The sequence below is a fragment of the Stutzerimonas stutzeri genome, from assembly GCF_024448935.1.
GTDB lineage: Bacteria > Pseudomonadota > Gammaproteobacteria > Pseudomonadales > Pseudomonadaceae > Stutzerimonas > Stutzerimonas stutzeri_AO.
Window position 1 is genome coordinate 1 of record NZ_JAMOIE010000100.1, and the last position, 15,334, is coordinate 15,334.

The 15,334-nt window shown below is 62.3% G+C and carries 12 protein-coding genes and 3 pseudogenes; 10 read left to right on the forward strand and 5 right to left on the reverse strand.

What is annotated here, in order from left to right; genetic code table 11:
- Positions 1-127: 127 nt before the first annotated feature.
- Together NA637_RS21030 and NA637_RS21035 are read right to left on the reverse strand one after the other, a co-directional pair.
- Positions 128-874 carry a LytR/AlgR family response regulator transcription factor gene (locus NA637_RS21030; protein ID WP_256074514.1) on the reverse strand — a complete coding sequence of 249 codons (747 nt, stop codon included), beginning with the start codon at positions 872-874 and terminating at the stop codon, positions 128-130.
- A pseudogene (locus tag NA637_RS21035) lies at positions 871-1,954 on the reverse strand (sensor histidine kinase). The gene NA637_RS21030 and the pseudogene NA637_RS21035 overlap by 4 nt, the downstream one beginning before the upstream one ends.
- 268 nt (positions 1,955-2,222) lie before the next feature.
- Between NA637_RS21035 and NA637_RS21040 the strand changes: the two are divergent.
- From NA637_RS21040 to NA637_RS21050, 3 genes and pseudogenes are all read left to right on the forward strand, one after another.
- Positions 2,223-4,155: pseudogene (locus NA637_RS21040) on the forward strand (methyl-accepting chemotaxis protein).
- A gap of 168 nt (positions 4,156-4,323) precedes the next feature.
- On the forward strand, positions 4,324-5,718 hold the full coding sequence (gene argH / locus NA637_RS21045) for an argininosuccinate lyase (protein WP_256074516.1): 1,395 nt from the start codon (positions 4,324-4,326) through the stop codon (positions 5,716-5,718).
- 57 nt (positions 5,719-5,775) lie between these two features.
- Positions 5,776-6,270, forward strand: a complete 495-nt coding sequence (locus NA637_RS21050) for a GNAT family N-acetyltransferase (protein WP_256074517.1) — start codon at positions 5,776-5,778, stop codon at positions 6,268-6,270.
- Positions 6,271-6,406: 136 nt separating this feature from the next.
- Here the strand turns inward: NA637_RS21050 and NA637_RS21055 are convergent, their stop codons facing one another.
- Complete coding sequence (locus NA637_RS21055; protein WP_256074518.1) at positions 6,407-7,372, reverse strand: magnesium transporter CorA family protein; 966 nt, start codon at positions 7,370-7,372, stop codon at positions 6,407-6,409.
- 159 nt (positions 7,373-7,531) lie between these two features.
- Here NA637_RS21055 and NA637_RS21060 point away from each other — a divergent pair.
- The 3 genes and pseudogenes from NA637_RS21060 to NA637_RS21070 all read left to right on the forward strand — a co-directional run.
- Positions 7,532-7,789: pseudogene (locus NA637_RS21060) on the forward strand (hypothetical protein); the annotation flags it as partial.
- 72 nt (positions 7,790-7,861) lie between these two features.
- A complete protein-coding gene (locus tag NA637_RS21065; RefSeq protein ID WP_045430907.1) occupies positions 7,862-8,107 on the forward strand; it encodes a TIGR02647 family protein in 246 nt (81 codons plus the stop codon).
- Positions 8,108-8,280: 173 nt separating this feature from the next.
- Entirely contained in the window at positions 8,281-11,109 is a 2,829-nt protein-coding gene (locus tag NA637_RS21070) for a class I adenylate cyclase (RefSeq protein ID WP_256074520.1), read from the forward strand.
- Between the two features lie 38 nt (positions 11,110-11,147).
- Here NA637_RS21070 and rnk read toward each other — a convergent pair whose 3' ends face one another.
- Together rnk and cyaY are read right to left on the reverse strand one after the other, a co-directional pair.
- Complete coding sequence (gene rnk / locus NA637_RS21075) at positions 11,148-11,555, reverse strand: nucleoside diphosphate kinase regulator (protein ID WP_256074521.1); 408 nt, start codon at positions 11,553-11,555, stop codon at positions 11,148-11,150.
- A gap of 292 nt (positions 11,556-11,847) precedes the next feature.
- Complete coding sequence (gene cyaY, locus NA637_RS21080; protein WP_256074522.1) at positions 11,848-12,180, reverse strand: iron donor protein CyaY; 333 nt, start codon at positions 12,178-12,180, stop codon at positions 11,848-11,850.
- Positions 12,181-12,380: 200 nt separating this feature from the next.
- Here cyaY and lptM point away from each other — a divergent pair, with 200 nt between their 5' ends.
- The 4 genes from lptM to NA637_RS21100 are packed head-to-tail and all read left to right on the forward strand — an operon-like array spanning position 12,381 to position 15,315.
- Positions 12,381-12,521, forward strand: coding sequence for an LPS translocon maturation chaperone LptM (gene lptM / locus NA637_RS21085; protein ID WP_019341253.1), 141 nt, complete (start codon positions 12,381-12,383; stop codon positions 12,519-12,521).
- Between the two features lie 13 nt (positions 12,522-12,534).
- Positions 12,535-13,782, forward strand: a complete 1,248-nt coding sequence (gene lysA / locus NA637_RS21090; RefSeq protein WP_256074523.1) for a diaminopimelate decarboxylase — start codon at positions 12,535-12,537, stop codon at positions 13,780-13,782.
- 10 nt (positions 13,783-13,792) lie between these two features.
- Entirely contained in the window at positions 13,793-14,623 is an 831-nt protein-coding gene (gene dapF / locus NA637_RS21095) for a diaminopimelate epimerase (protein ID WP_256074526.1), read from the forward strand.
- Positions 14,620-15,315 carry a DUF484 family protein gene (locus NA637_RS21100; protein WP_256074527.1) on the forward strand — a complete coding sequence of 232 codons (696 nt, stop codon included), beginning with the start codon at positions 14,620-14,622 and terminating at the stop codon, positions 15,313-15,315. Before dapF ends, NA637_RS21100 begins: the two co-directional genes overlap by 4 nt.
- Positions 15,316-15,334 lie beyond the last annotated feature (19 nt).

Here is a 15,334-nt window from a genome sequence, read left to right on the forward strand (position 1 = left end):
GGCTGGAGGCTGGACAGGATCTGAGCTTCTCTGCGCCCCGGCAGTTCTTTTCTCGCGTGCTCGTCAACCGGGGCCAAGCGCCTCCGGCCTTAGCTGCTCCTTCCCGCCTCCGGCGCTTTTCTCGCCCTCAAAGGTTCTGCATCAACTTGCGAACACCGGCGACATGGCGGCGGCTTACGGTAAGCGGCTCACCCTCAAGCCCCTTGAGAAACAGCTGAAAGTGTCCGAGGGGGGTGCGCTGCAATCGCTCGATACGGTCGCGATAGACCAGCGCATTGCGGTGAATGCGGACGAAACGCTCGCCGAACTCATCCTCGAGCGCCTTCAACGGCTCATCCAGCAGAACCTCGCCGCCTTCATGGCGCAGGGTGACGTATTTGTGGTCGGCGATGAAATAGATCACCTGGGGCAATGGGATCAGCTCGATGCCCTTGCGGGTCCGTGCGCTGATATGGCTGCGCGGGCCGGTGCCGCTCGCCGCTGCAGGACGCGTCAGCGCCGCGAGTTGCACACGATTGGGCCGCTCGGCTTTCTTCAACGCTTCGGCGAGGTGTTCCGGCCGTACCGGCTTGACCAGATAACCGACCGCGCTCACTCGAAAGGCTTCCAGCGCGAACTCGTCGTGGGCGGTGCAGAAGACCACCGCAGGGGGAGCGTCGCGCTCGCACAGCTTGGCTGCAACCTGGAGGCCATCAAGCCCCGGCATACGGATATCCAGCAACACGACATCGGGACGCAGTTCCTCAATCAGGGACAGCGCTTCCTCGCCGTTGGAGGCGGAAGGTTCCAGGACACGATAGCCGTCAAGATCACCTACCAGTCGGGCAAGGCGCTCGCGGGCTAGAGGTTCGTCATCGACAATCAGCACATTCATATGGATCTGGCTTCCTGCTTTTTATGTCGCACACGGATAGCGTAGACAGGTGTAGTAACGGGCGTTACGCCGCTTCACGCTGAGACTCGCCGCGGGACCGAAAAGTGCCGTTAGTCGTGCGTCTATATTGTGCAGGGCCTGTTGAGTGCCCCGAGATGGCAGCGTTTGAGCGGCCTCGTCGAATGGATTGCTGACCTCCAGATGAAACACGCCACCGGCATAATACGCCGCCACGCTGACTACCCCTCCCTCGATCCGCGGCTGGATTCCGTGGATTAACGCGTTTTCCAGCAAGGGCTGCAAGGTCAGTTGAGGAATCGGTAGATCATCCGGAACGCCATCGACGTGCCACTCGACCTGCAACCGCTCGCCGAGCCGGTACTGCTCGATCGACAGGTAGCGACGTGACAGCTTCAGCTCTTCATGCCAAGGCACCAGCGTACCAGGACGCGCCAGGCTCGCACGAAACAGATCAGACAGGTCCAGCACCGCTTGCTCGGCCTTGGCTGGATCGGTGACCACCAGGCTGGCGATGCTGTTCAGGCTGTTGAACAGAAAATGCGGCCGGATGCGCGCCTGCAACGACTCGATGCGCGCCTTGAGCTCGGCCTGCTCCTGCCGCCGCCATTGGCTCTGCAGATAGAAATAGCGCAGCAGCAGGCCGGACATGATCAGGCTGATCAATGCATGGCGCAGATACAGATTCACCTCGCCGACGCGCGTCAGCGGGCCGCCAAGCTGATAGATATCGGCAACCGCCGTGCACGCCAGCGTCAGCCCGACCACCATCGCACAGCAGACGAGCCCCGCCAGCCAGGGCGACAATCGCGCCAGCAGCGGTCGCAGCTGGCAGGTCAGGCCAGCCGAAAGCAGCATCACCCACTGCACGAACAGCGACGTCAGCGCCAGGCGCATCCAGTTGAAGCCGGGTTGCATCGGCTCGGCCAGCACCAGCACCAGCACCAGCAACTCGGCGAGCAGCACCAGGCCGAGCAGCGCGTCGGCCTCGCACAGTTCGGGCACAAAGAAATCATCGGCCGGGGCAGCGGAGCGTGGCCGGTTAAGTCTTTTTATTTGCATGGGCAGAGTTTCCGCGCGGCCAGAGCGCAACGCAATGGGTAGACCGAAAGGACACGAAAGGCGCCGCACATCTGCGAGGCCAGCGTCTATCGGCGCCTTGCGCAACAGGTGTACCAGCCCTTCGCAACTTGTGTGCAGCAAAGCTGCCAGCAGCCCAGGAGCAGAACAATTAAAGGCGTAAGCGGACAAGCCGATACAGGCACAGTGGCGTAACGATTGCATCACGCCCTTGTCAACATTGGCCGCCTGTTGCGGCAGGAGTCGAGCCGTGCCGCTGTTTTCCTCTTTGCGTAGCCGTTTGCTGCGTCCGGTATTTCTTACCTTATGTGCGGCAGTGATGGTGCAAGTTGTAGTTTCGCTAGCACTGACACGGGGCACCATCGGTGCACTCGAGCAGGAGATACAGGAAAGCCTGAGCGGAGACGCCGCGCGCTTGCTGGGCGAGCTTCAGTCCGCTGATGTGGAAGTGCGGAACGGGTTGTCCAGACTGTCCGAACGCATGCAGGGCGACCTCACGCAGGGTCTGACGCAGCGGCTGACCGACGAGCAGATGCAACTGCAGAATGTACTTGAGCACCACCTCAAGCAGTCGGGTGACGACCTGGCCGTTCTGCTGGCCGGGGTCGCGCCCTCGGCGATCTGGGACAACGATGTTCCTGCCCTGACCGAGTTCGTCAGGATGGCCCACCAGAACCCGGCCGTGGTTTTTGTCGTTTACTTTGATGCCGATGGCAACCAGCTTACCCGCCATCTGAATCGCAAGGACCCGAGGATCAAGGCATTGCTCGATAAAGGCGATGGCCGAACCGCTTTCGACAAGGTTCTGTCCGCAGCTGCGAACGACCCGACGCTTTATCTCGCGAAGACGCCCCATCAACCCCAAGGGCGCCGAGATCGGCCAGGTCATCCTCGGTCTTTCCACCTCGGCGGTCGACACCGAACTCACCGCATTCAACAGTCGCTTCCAGGCGCTGATCGCCGGTACCGCAAGCCTGGTCGAGACAGGCCTTGCCGCTACCGCGAGCGATAGCGCGAAAATTCTGGGGGCGCGCCTGACTGCTGCGGCCGAGGTGGCCGAAGCCATCGACTCGAACAGCCAGAAGGCGGTAAAGCGATCGGCGACCACCTTACTGTGGGAGATCAGCCTTGGCCTGGTGGTGACCGGTGTTGTGCTGCTGGTCGCAGTTACCCTCGTCCTGGGCCGGCAAGTCTTGCGCCGCCTGGGCTTGCTGGTCACCGCGCTGCGGGGCCTGTCGGCCGGCCACGGTGACCTCACCCAGCGCGTGGAGATTCACAGCGCGGACGAAGTCGGTGACATGGCCGACGCGGTCAATCTGTTCTTAGCCAAACTTCAACCCATCGTCCAGGAGGCCCATGCCATCGCCGTGCAGACCGGCGCTGAAATCGATGCACTGGGCACGCGCAGCGCCGCTGCCGCGGCCGCCGCCGGACGTCAGCGTGACGAGGTCGCAGGCAGCCTGCAGGCGCTTGCTGACATGACGCACCATGCCCAGAAAGATAGCCGGGCCATGCAGGCCGCCCTGGAGCAGGTCGTGTCAATCCGCAAGGCGGCAGTCGACAACGAGGCAATTTCGGACCAAGTCGGAAAAACGATCGAAGCACTCGGCAAAGGGGTACGGAGCAGCACCGACGTAATCGAGAAGCTGGCCAAGCAAAGTGAACAGATCGAAGTGGTCCTGACGGTTATCCAGGGTATCGCCGAGCAGACCAATCTGCTTGCGTTAAACGCTGCCATCGAAGCAGCCCGCGCGGGCGAAAGCGGTCGCGGCTTCGCCGTCGTGGCGGACGAGGTACGCGCGCTGGCGAGCAAGACCCAGCAGTCGACTGGCGATATCCGGACGCACATCGAAAGCCTGCAACGAGGCGCACACGACGCCGTTTCGGCGATCAGCAGCACTGGCCAGCAGGCCAACAGCGGACTGGCCTCGCTCAGCACCAGCCGCGAATTGCAGCGAGCCTTGCAACTCGCCGTGGGGCAAATGCATGACGCCGTACAGGAGGCGACACGCGGCGCCGAACGGCAGGCCGGCACCGCGACCAATGTACGTGAACGCGTGCAGGTGATTCTGAGCGAAGCCGAACGATCTGCCGAGGCGGTTACCGCCACCGCGGCCAGTGGCCGCGAACTGGGCAGCCTGGCGCAACGGCTCGAGGCCAGCCTGGGACAGTTCAAGGCGTGACGGGACCGTAGCTCCTGAGCCAGCTCACCTTCTTTGACAGCCCGCTTCGGTAACCCACCGCGCTCGGCGGGCTGTCAGGGCAGTGGTGCCGCCCGACCGTGAGAGACTGCAGAAGCCTGTTATTATTCGGCCTTTCTTTCGCCCACTCCGATTTCTGCGAGCGCATTCATGAGCACCGACAAGACCAACCAGTCCTGGGGCGGCCGCTTCAGCGAGCCCGTCGACGCCTTCGTCGCCCGATTCACCGCCTCCGTCGAGTTCGACAAGCGCCTCTACCGCCACGACATCATGGGCTCCATCGCCCACGCCACCATGCTGGCCAAGGCCGGCGTGCTGAGCGATGCCGAACGCGACCAGATCATCGCCAATCTGAAAGAAATCCAGAGCGAAATCGAAGCCGGCACGTTTGACTGGCGCGTCGACCTGGAAGACGTACACATGAACATCGAAGCGCGCCTGACCGACCGCATCGGCGTCACCGGCAAGAAGCTGCACACCGGCCGCTCGCGCAACGACCAGGTCGCCACCGACATCCGCCTGTGGCTGCGCGATGAAATCGACCTGATCCTCGGCGAAATCACACGGCTGCAAGAGGGCCTGCTGGGGCTCGCCGAAGCCGAAGCGGACACCATCATGCCCGGTTTCACCCACCTGCAGACTGCGCAGCCGGTGACCTTCGGCCATCACCTGCTGGCCTGGTTCGAGATGCTGTCGCGTGACCATGAGCGGCTGGTGGATTGCCGCAAGCGCACCAACCGCATGCCGCTGGGCTCGGCCGCGCTGGCCGGCACGACTTACCCGATTCAGCGCGAGATCACCTGCGAACTGCTGGGTTTCGAGGCCATCTCCGGCAACTCGCTGGACGGCGTCTCGGATCGCGACTTCGCCATCGAATTCTGCGCCGCCGCCTCGCTGGCAATGATGCACCTGTCGCGGTTTTCCGAAGAGCTGGTGCTCTGGACCAGCGCGCAGTTTCAGTTCATCGACCTGCCCGACCGCTTCTGCACCGGCAGCTCGATCATGCCGCAGAAGAAGAACCCGGACGTACCGGAACTGGTACGCGGCAAGACCGGCCGCGTGTTCGGTGCGCTCGCCGGACTGCTGGTGCTGATGAAAGGCCAGCCACTGGCGTACAACAAGGACAACCAGGAAGACAAGGAGCCGCTGTTCGACGCCGCCGACACCCTGCGCGACTCACTGCGCGCCTTTGCCGACATGGTTCCGGCGATCAAGCCCAAGCGCGAAATCATGCGTGAAGCCGCACTGCGTGGTTTCTCCACAGCAACCGATCTGGCCGACTATCTGGTGCGCAAGGGCCTGCCCTTCCGTGATTGCCACGAGATCGTTGGCCATGCGGTGAAGTACGGACTGGAGAGCGGCAAGGACCTGGCTGAAATGAGCCTCGCCGAGCTGCGTCAGTTCAGCGATCAGATCGGTGAGGACGTGTTCGCCGTGCTGACCCTGGAAGGCTCGGTGAACGCCCGCGATCACATTGGCGGTACGGCACCCAGGCAGGTTCGCGCAGCCGTTCAGCGCGGCCGTGAATTGCTGGCAGCGCGCTGAGCCCTGTCACCTGGGCAGGCGCGAGGCGGCTCGCGCCTGTCACACCGGAGCGTTTTCATGTCGTTGAACATTCGCCCCGCCAGCCGCGCTGATGCCGCGCTGATCCTGCGCTTTATCACCGAGCTGGCAATCTATGAGCGCGCCGAGCATGAAGTGAAAACCGATGTCGCGGGCATCGAGTCCAGCCTGTTCGTCGAAGATGCCAGCGCCAGCGCGCTGATCTGCGAGCGCGACGGCCAGCCGATCGGCTATGCGGTGTATTTCTTCAATTACTCGACATGGCTTGGCCGCAATGGCCTTTATCTCGAAGATCTTTATGTCACGCCCGAGGCCCGGGGCACCGGTGCAGGCAAGGCGTTGCTCCGATATCTGGCGCGCCTGGCAGTGTCGCGTGGCTGCGGGCGCTTCGAGTGGTCGGTGCTGGACTGGAACGAGCCGGCCATCCAGTTTTACCAATCACTGGGTGCGCGTCCCCAGGATCAATGGACCACCTATCGCCTGACCGGTGAAGCGCTGCAGGCGCTGGCGAAGCAGGCCTGCTCTGTTCGGTGAAGGCAATAGCCCGTCGGGCGGGAAGCGCTACAAACGCACATTGTTGTTCACGCTGCGCACGCCCCTCGTTTTTGGCGCCGTATGGGCGCTGCCGGGCGCGTTCTGCATCGTTCTGTATTTCCATTTCTTCGGCTGATCAAAGCCAGTCACGGAACTTGAACCAGGCGTACGGGATGATGGCGGAGATCACCATCATCCCAAGGGCCATCGGATAGCCAAACGACCAACTGAGCTCGGGCATGCGCTCGAAGTTCATGCCATATACCGTACCCACCAGCGTTGGCGGCAGGAACAGTACCGCTGCAATGGAAAACACCTTGATGATGGCGTTCTGTTCGATATTGATCAGCCCCAGCGTGGCGTCGAGCAGAAAAGCGATATCGCCCAACAGCCGCGCCTGATGCTCCCCTAGCGAGCGTACGTCACGCTCCAGCGCCTTCAGCAGACCCTTGACGATACCCTGCCTGGGCTCGTTGGCATGCAGGCGATAAAACGCCAACAGCCGGGTTGAGCTGAACAAGCTTTCGCCCAGCTGCGACAGGAGCGAACGGTGCTGCCCGAGCTGCTGGATGATCTGCTGCAGGTCCGTGCGCTGCTCCTTTCGCTCGTCGAAGATGCATCTCGATAACGTCTGCAGCTCGACCTGAACGCTTTCCAGCACGTCGGCAATGCGATCAACCACTGCGTCCGCCAGGGCGAGAAAAATCTGATGGCTGGAGGAATAGGTCGACGACTGCCGAGAACTTTTCGCCTCGAACTGCCGGAACGCACTGAGCTCGGTATAGCGAACGGTCACCAGGCAACGCTTGGTCAGGACGAAGGTGACTTCGGCATTTTCCGGCCGCCGATCGGCGATCCCCATCACCACCGTCGTGGTCATGAAGATGGCGCCATCCTCATCGTAGAAGCGCGACGAGTCTTCGATTTCGGCGAGTTCTTCGCGGGTCGGAATGTCCAGCCCCAACGACGATTCGATAAAATGCTCTTCCTGCGAATCAGGCGACAGCAGATCGACCCACAGCACGTTGTCGGGCAGCGCCGTCAGCGCATCGGCGGTGCGCCGGATCAGCGCGCCCTGTTCAAGGCAATGGAATGTAATCATTGATGTCGTCGCGTTCTCGATGATTCATAGTACGGATAGAAACCGACCCAGGCGAAGCGTTCCGCCCGAGTGTGCCCAGCCGCACCGGAAGTTGCCACCGCCGAGGTCTATCATCGGATAACTTTGAAGAGCCGCGACATGACCAACGCCTCCACCCCCGACGATGACGAACGCTTTGCCGAGGAAACCCTGATCCAGGCAATCGAAAACCAGCTTGAAGCCGGCGAACCCGCCGCTGCCCAGGCTACGCTGAACAAACTGACGCTGGTCGGCTACGAGCGCGACGAGATCCTCAAGCTGATGGCGCTCGTGCTCGCCGGGGAGATCCGGCAGATGCTCGAGCAAGACCGCCCGTTCGACATCGAAGGGTACGAAGCGCAGCTGCGCAACCTACCCGACCTGGCCGAATGGTCTTAGACGGAGGCAGGCGCGCACGTAGCATCTACACTTCCGCAAACAGGGCCAACGCCCATCATCCGAGGAGCAGACATGTCCTACACCCCAGAAGTGGTAGCCGAGCTGGAAATTCTTCGCCTGTTCAACCTCGACAACTCACTCGAAGGCCTGAAAGTCCACCACGACGCCGGCGACGCGGCAATTGCTGCCGCCCAGCGCCTGCATAGCAAAGGTCTGACAACCCTACCCGACGGCGGCTACCTGACGAGCCTTGGACGCGATGCCGCTGAGCATGCCCAAGTGCTGCTGACAATTCTCACTGAGCCCGTTCCGGCTTAAGCTTGAGGCGACCAAAGCCTAGCCGAGCACGCCATTTTGCCTGTTTGATCCCCAACAGGCGCTCGGCTATCACCCGTTTCTTGCAGCTGCGGCGTTCGCTGACCCGTGCTGGTTTTCGCCTTGCGCCTCGATCAACATGTCGGACAACACCGTTTGCCTGAAGCAATCGCCACATGACGCGCCACCAGGAAATCCGCCCGATCCTTGAACAGGGAATCGATCGCAAGGTGCTCGCTGCGCTTCGTGCCCGCTTTCTTTCATTGAATGCCGCACGCCTGGAACGCACCCGGCTCGTGATGTCGTCCCGCCAACAGGCGGTGCTCACACTGTTGCCGCTGCTTTTGCACGTAAACCATCCGATTCTGCCGGGTTACGTTTCCAGCATTACACCAGCCGGACTGGCAGGGTTCGAGCCCGACGCCGAAACATTGGCCGCAGCCCAGCGCCTGAGCCGCTCGTTCCGCTACAAGCCACTGCGTGGAAAGCCGCCGCCGATTCTCGGCCTGTTTCTCATGGGCAGCCTTGGCACCGTTGCGCAGGACGACCAAAGCGACCTGGACGTCTGGGTTTGCCATGATCCGGACCTGTCTGCGCAGCAACTCAGCGAACTGCAACGCAAATGCGAGCTGCTACAGGGATGGGCCGCGACCCAAGGCAGCGAGGCGCATTTTTTCCTGGTCGATCCGGTCCGCTTCACCCAGGGCGCCCGCGAAGCCAAGCTGACCTCCGACGATTGCGGAACCACGCAACACTATCTGCTGCTGGACGAGTTCTACCGCACCGCGATCTGGCTGGGCGGACGCACCCCTCTCTGGTGGCTGGTGCCTGATTACGAAGAGCACCGCTACCACGACTACGTGCGCACCCTGCTGGACAAACGCTTCGTGCGCAGCGACGAGGTGCTGGATCTGGGCAGTCTCGCCAGCATCCCACCCGGCGAATACCTCGGTGCCGGCTTGTGGCAGCTGTACAAGGCCATCGAGTCGCCCTACAAGTCGCTGTTCAAGCTGCTGCTGATCGAGGTCTACGCCAGCGAGCATCCTCAGGTGCGCTGCCTCAGCCTCGACTTCAAGCAGGCTGTGTATGCCAATCGACTCGATCTGGACGAGCTCGATCCTTATATCGTCGCCTACCGCAGAATCGAGCACTACCTCGACAGCCGCGGCGATCAGCAACGCCTCGCACTGCTGCGGCGTTGTCTGTACCTGAAGGTCAACAAGCCCCTCAGCCAGCCCTCCGGCGGCCGAAGCAAAAGCTGGAAAAGGCGTTTGCTTGAACGCCTGGTGGCGGAATGGAAATGGGATCATCGACAATTTGCCCAACTCGACGCGCGCAGCCAGTGGAAGGTGCGGCGAGTCGTCGAGGAACGCCGAGCGCTGGTCAACGAACTGACCTATGGCTACCGATTCCTCAGTGAATTCGCCCGACGCCTGCAGATCACCAGCAGCATCAACGGACGGGATTTCGGTGTGCTGGGCAGGCGCCTGCATGCCGCGATCGAACGCAAGGCGGGCAAGGTTGAAGCCATCAACCTGGGCATCGCGCCCGACCTGGCAGAGCACAGCCTGACCCTCATGCAGGGCTATGACGCCGCGGATGACGGCTACTGGGCGCTTTACCAAGGCAACCTGAATGCCCAACAGCTCAGCAATTTTTCGCCGCTCAAGCGCTCCCGCGAACTGGTTCCACTTTTAGCCTGGTGCCATCGCAACGGCATTATCGATACGGCCACGCATGTCGCCCTGCACCCCGGCGACAGCGGGCTGACGGAAGCCGAGCTGTTCGCGTTGTTGACCGATATCCGCCAGGCATTCCCAATGCCGCCTCAAGCACTGGCTGACGAGGCGCTGTTGATCGCGGCGAGTCCCGTCAAGGTCCTGCTGCTGATCAACGTCGGTCTTGACCCGCTGAACCCACAGCAACCCCTATCGTTCGACGAGCTAAGCGAATCACTGCGGCACGCCGTTACCCGAGACAACCTGGTGCTGAGCATCGATCGACTGACACTGAACAGCTGGAGCGAACTGATCGCGACGCGCTATGAAGGCACCTCCCCGTTGCCGGACTGCCTGCGTGACTTCCTGCAGGAACTGCCGATTCGTGGCGAGCGGCCCAGCCTGCAGATACGCTGCTTCAGCCGAAACGCCGGCATGGCGCTCGCACGACGTATCAACACCATCTTCACCGACGCCCAGACCTTGCTCGACGAGCCGGGTGAGAACCGCTACCTGCTGCAGGTCCGCCAGCACTACCACCTGCTCGAGCTGATGAGCGGGAATGTCCGGCATACCACCTTGAGCGACATGCCCGCCTTGCTGGAACATCTCGGCGAGGCTCATCACAGCGTGCGGCCCATCCGGGTGGAGCGACACGCGCTCGAAGGGACCGACCTGCCGTTGATTCTTGGCCAGGCCAGGGCGCACTGCCTGCAAGTCTTCTATGGCGTTCAGGGAAGCCTGGCGGAAATCACCGTGCTCGATGAGTTCAACGCGCTCTGGCGGCAGCAGCAGCCCTATCGAGACGAGCAGAGCCTGCTGACGCCCTTGCTGCGCTTTCTGCAATCGGTGAGCTACCGGCGCAACACCCAGCTGCCGCTCGAGGAAAGCCGGCTGGCGGCAATGAATATCCTGTTCTACCGGCTCATGGCACCAGCAGCGGGCCAGACACTGAACATCGAGCGGAGACCGCCGCCACGGGAAAACGTCGGCGATCCTTACTATGACGTGCAGGCAATCGTCGAACACAGCGAACGAGGCCGCTCACGGGTGACCCTGTACTGCAACCATCAGGAGTTTTCGAGCCTCGAATATGGCGCCGAGCTGTTCGCCGCGGTCGCGCATTTCATTCTTGCCCAGCGACACGGCGCCGCGCGCTACCCCTGTTACATAACCGACCTCGACATGTCCGGCCTGCACGGCACTGGCCGCGCCCAAACGGTCCAGCACCTGCGCTACAAAGCGCACCTGGAAGCGGCGCTCAACCAGGCGCTGGAGTCGCTCTGATCCGTCCCGGTGCGAGAGCGGTCGTCGTCACGACGGTCTCAGAGATTGACGTCGCCCGCCGCTTCCGGCTGATACTCGACAGCCAGCAGGGTCAGCTTGAGCACCTTGCCGCTGGGCGTCGGCCAATCGATGTGTTGCCCCACCGTCATGCCTAACAGCGCTGTGCCTACCGGCGCCAGGACCGAAACGGTACCTTCCTTGCCGGCATCCTGAGGAAACACCAATGTCAGATGGTAATCCTTGCCGATACCTTCCTCGCGACAATGGACGCGCGAATTCATAGACACCACGCCAGCGGGCAGCTCGCTGCGCTCGACCACCTGGGCGCGGGACAACTCCTCCTCGAGTGCCTCGGCGGCCGGACCGTAGTCAGCCAGGCCGTCGAGCAAACGCTCGAGCCGCTGGAGATCGGGTTGAGTGATGATGATGGGCGGTGCGCTGGTCATGGGTGCGGGTAAGCTCCTGGCAAATTAAACAGACAAAAAACAAAACCCCGCCCGAACAGGCCGTGTGAGAACGTAGCGAGCGAAGGTCAGGCAAGGCAAAAACAGGCGAAAAAGCGCAGTTTACGTGCTGTAAATGAGCATTTTGAGGCTGTTTTTAACGCAGCATGACCGAGCGCAGTAGTTTTCACGCGGACTGCGAAGGCGGGGGTTTTTACCTTTAACCGACCCTATCACAGCTCATTAAATTAGCAAGGGTGCCGGACTCATGGCTTGGGCCAGCCGCCCGCCACCCTTACAGGTCTTCGAATTCCAGCGCCTCGCCGCCCTGTTCCTGAGTAACCCGGGACAAAAGCTCGCCGAGACGCTCATCGTTGGCATCGCAGATCCACAGCGAGGCGGACTCGTCATAGTCGAAATGAAAACCACCGGAACGCGCCGCCACCCACAACTGGCGCAGCGGGGGCTGACGGCTGAAAATCAACTGGCTGCCATTCTCGAAACGCACGGTCAGCACGCCACCGGAATTCTCCAGGTCGACGTCCATTCCGCTGTGATCGAACACGTCCTCGATTTCTTCCTGCGCAGCGTCGACAAGATCGTGAAAGCGGGCTTCGCTCAGGCTCATGAATCCATTTCCTCGGTACGGGTTGCATGGCGGCAAGGGGGCCGCCGACGATGCTGGCGAGCTTAGCAGGCCACCCCCGCGTCTAGCGAGCGGCTGTCCGGGCAGACGTCCGAGATGGCACCGGCGAGCGCGGCCACATAGGCAATCCGACAGGTGCTGGGTATACTCCGGCCCATCGATTTTTCTAGGATTACACCCCAATGAAGCGTCTACTGCTTCCCCTCATCGCTCTGGCGGTTCTCGCGTCCGCGCTTACCGGCTGCGGCCAGAAAGGCCCGCTCTACCTTCCGGACGACGAGGCAACTGCCAAAGAACGCTCCAAAGACCGATTCGAACTGTAAGGAGGCATTATTCATGGAGGCCTTCTCGTACCGCGACGGTCAGCTCTTCGCGGAGGGCGTGGCGTTGCCCGCTCTCGCGCAACGCTTCGGCACCCCCACCTACGTCTATTCCCGGGCTCACATCGAGGCGCAGTACCGCGCCTATGCCGACGCGCTGCAAGGCATGCCGCATCTGGTCTGTTTTGCGGTCAAAGCAAATTCCAACCTTGCCGTGCTCAACATACTGGCCCGCCTGGGTGCCGGCTTCGACATCGTTTCGCGTGGCGAACTGGAGCGCGTACTGGCGGCCGGTGGTCAGCCTGACCGCATCGTGTTCTCGGGCGTAGGCAAGACCCGCGACGACATGCGCCGAGCGCTGGAAGTCGGTGTGCACTGCTTCAACGTCGAGTCCACCGACGAGCTCGAACGGCTGCAGCAGGTTGCCGCCGAGCTGGGCGCAGTGGCACCGGTTTCGCTACGGGTCAATCCGGACGTCGATGCCGGGACCCATCCGTACATCTCCACGGGTCTCAAGGAAAACAAGTTCGGCATCGCCATTGCCGACGCCGAGGAGGTCTATGCCCGCGCTCACCAACTGAGCAACCTGGAGGTCGTTGGCGTCGATTGCCACATCGGCTCGCAGCTCACCACGCTGTCGCCATTCCTTGATGCACTCGACCGCCTGCTCGCCTTGATCGACCGCCTCGCCGTACGCGGCATCCGTATTCGCCATCTGGATCTGGGCGGCGGGCTGGGCGTTCGCTATCGCGAGGAGCAGCCCCCTCTGGCCGGCGACTACATCCAGGCCGTGCGCAAGCGCATCGACGAGCGCGACTTGGCGCTGGTGTTCGAACCCGGCCGCTCGATCGTCGCCAACGCCGGCCTGCTGCTGACCCGGGTTGAATACCTCAAGCACACCGAGCACAAGGATTTCGCCATCGTCGATGCGGCGATGAACGACCTGGTCCGCCCGGCGCTGTACCAAGCCTGGATGGATATCGTACCGGTGCAGCCGCGCGACGGCGAGGCGCGTCACTACGACATCGTCGGCCCGATCTGCGAAACCGGCGACTTTCTCGCCAAGGAGCGCCCGTTGGTGCTGGCTGAAGGTGACCTGCTGGCGGTCCGTTCGGCCGGTGCCTATGGTTTCGTCATGAGCTCGAACTACAACACCCGCGGCCGCGCCGCCGAGGTGCTGGTGGATGGCGACGACGCCTACGAAGTGCGCCGCCGCGAAAGCGTGCAGGAGCTTTATGCCGGCGAAAGCCTGCTGCCCGCCTGAGGCCACGACGATGCTTTTGCGTTTTACCAAGATGCACGGCCTGGGCAATGATTTCATGGTCATCGACCTGATCAGCCAGCACGCGCACATCCAACCCAAGCACGCCAAGCAATGGGGCGACCGGCATACCGGCGTGGGCTTCGATCAGCTGCTGCTGGTCGAGCCGCCGCACAACCCCGATGTGGATTTCCGCTACCGCATCTTCAACTCCGACGGATCGGAAGTGGAGCAATGCGGTAACGGTGCGCGTTGCTTCGCCCGCTTCGCGCTGGACAAGCGCCTGACCATGAAGCGGCAAATCCGCGTCGAGACCAAGGGCGGCATCATTGAGCTGATCGTGCGGCCCGACGGGCAGATCAGCGTCGACATGGGCCCGCCTCGCCTGAACCCGACGGAGATCCCCTTCCAGGCCGACCAACAAGCCTTGAGTTATCCGCTTCAGGTCGATGATCAGCAGCTGGACATCGCTGCCGTATCCATGGGCAACCCCCATGCAGTGCTGCGGGTGGAGGATGTCGCTAACGCTCCGGTGCACCAGCTCGGGCCGAAGATCGAGCATCATTCGCGCTTTCCTCAGCGGGTCAACGCCGGCTTCATTCAGGTGATCGATCGTCAGCACGCCAAGCTGCGTGTTTGGGAGCGTGGCGCAGGCGAAACCCAGGCCTGCGGGACCGGCGCCTGCGCCGCGGCGGTCGCTGCCATCCAACAAGGCTGGATGGATTCTCCGGTGCAGCTCGATCTGCCCGGCGGCCGTCTGTCCATTGAATGGGCAGGCGCTGGGCACCCGGTTATGATGACCGGCCCCGCTGTTCGCGTATTCGAAGGACAGGTTCGCCTATGACCGAGCAAAACCAGGACCAGCCACAGCTGCCCGACGCAGAAGCCGTCGCGGCCTATCTGCGCGCCCATCCGGAATTCTTTGTCGATCACGACGAGCTGATTCCCGAGTTGCGCATCCCTCATCTGCCCGGCGCCGCCGTGTCGCTGGTCGAACGGCAGGTGAAGCTGCTGCGCGAGCGCAACATCGAGATGCGCCATCGCTTGTCGCATCTGATGGACGTGGCCCGTGACAACGATCGGCTGTTCGACAAGACGCGTCGGCTGGTGCTCGACCTGCTGGATGCCAACAGCCTGGAAGAAGTCATCGGCGCGGTGGATGAAAGTCTGCGGCACGAGTTCCAGGTGCCCTTCGTGAGCTTGGTCCTGTTCAGTGAAACGCCGCTGCCAGTCGGCCGCAGCGTCTCCAGCGCCGAAGCCCAGCAAGCCATCAGTGGATTGCTGGGCAGCGGCAAGACCGTCTGTGGTGTGCTTCGTCCGCACGAACTCGCCTTCCTCTTTGGCGAAGAAGAAGGTCGCAGCATCGGCTCGGCGGCGGTGGTCGCCCTGAACCAGCAGCAGGGCATCCTCGCGATTGGCAGCGAGGACCCGCAGCACTACAAGAGTTCACTGGGCACCCTGTTCCTCGGTTACATCGCCGAAGTGCTGACGCGCGTACTGCCGCACTACTCCGCGCCGCTGCGCTCGGTACGTTAAGAGCAGGTGGAAGCTGCAA

Excerpts from the sequence above, each read along its gene's own strand:
- NA637_RS21030 (WP_256074514.1), bottom strand. The coding sequence starts at position 874 with ATGAATGTGCTGATTGTCGATGACGAACCTCTAGCCCGCGAGCGCCTT.
- argH (WP_256074516.1), top strand. The coding sequence starts at position 4,324 with ATGAGCACCGACAAGACCAACCAGTCCTGGGGCGGCCGCTTCAGCGAG.
- NA637_RS21050 (WP_256074517.1), top strand. The coding sequence starts at position 5,776 with ATGTCGTTGAACATTCGCCCCGCCAGCCGCGCTGATGCCGCGCTGATC.
- NA637_RS21055 (WP_256074518.1), bottom strand. The coding sequence starts at position 7,372 with ATGATTACATTCCATTGCCTTGAACAGGGCGCGCTGATCCGGCGCACC.
- NA637_RS21065 (WP_045430907.1), top strand. The coding sequence starts at position 7,862 with ATGTCCTACACCCCAGAAGTGGTAGCCGAGCTGGAAATTCTTCGCCTG.
- NA637_RS21070 (WP_256074520.1), top strand. The coding sequence starts at position 8,281 with ATGACGCGCCACCAGGAAATCCGCCCGATCCTTGAACAGGGAATCGAT.
- rnk (WP_256074521.1), bottom strand. The coding sequence starts at position 11,555 with ATGACCAGCGCACCGCCCATCATCATCACTCAACCCGATCTCCAGCGG.
- cyaY (WP_256074522.1), bottom strand. The coding sequence starts at position 12,180 with ATGAGCCTGAGCGAAGCCCGCTTTCACGATCTTGTCGACGCTGCGCAG.
- lptM (WP_019341253.1), top strand. The coding sequence starts at position 12,381 with ATGAAGCGTCTACTGCTTCCCCTCATCGCTCTGGCGGTTCTCGCGTCC.
- lysA (WP_256074523.1), top strand. The coding sequence starts at position 12,535 with ATGGAGGCCTTCTCGTACCGCGACGGTCAGCTCTTCGCGGAGGGCGTG.
- dapF (WP_256074526.1), top strand. The coding sequence starts at position 13,793 with ATGCTTTTGCGTTTTACCAAGATGCACGGCCTGGGCAATGATTTCATG.
- NA637_RS21100 (WP_256074527.1), top strand. The coding sequence starts at position 14,620 with ATGACCGAGCAAAACCAGGACCAGCCACAGCTGCCCGACGCAGAAGCC.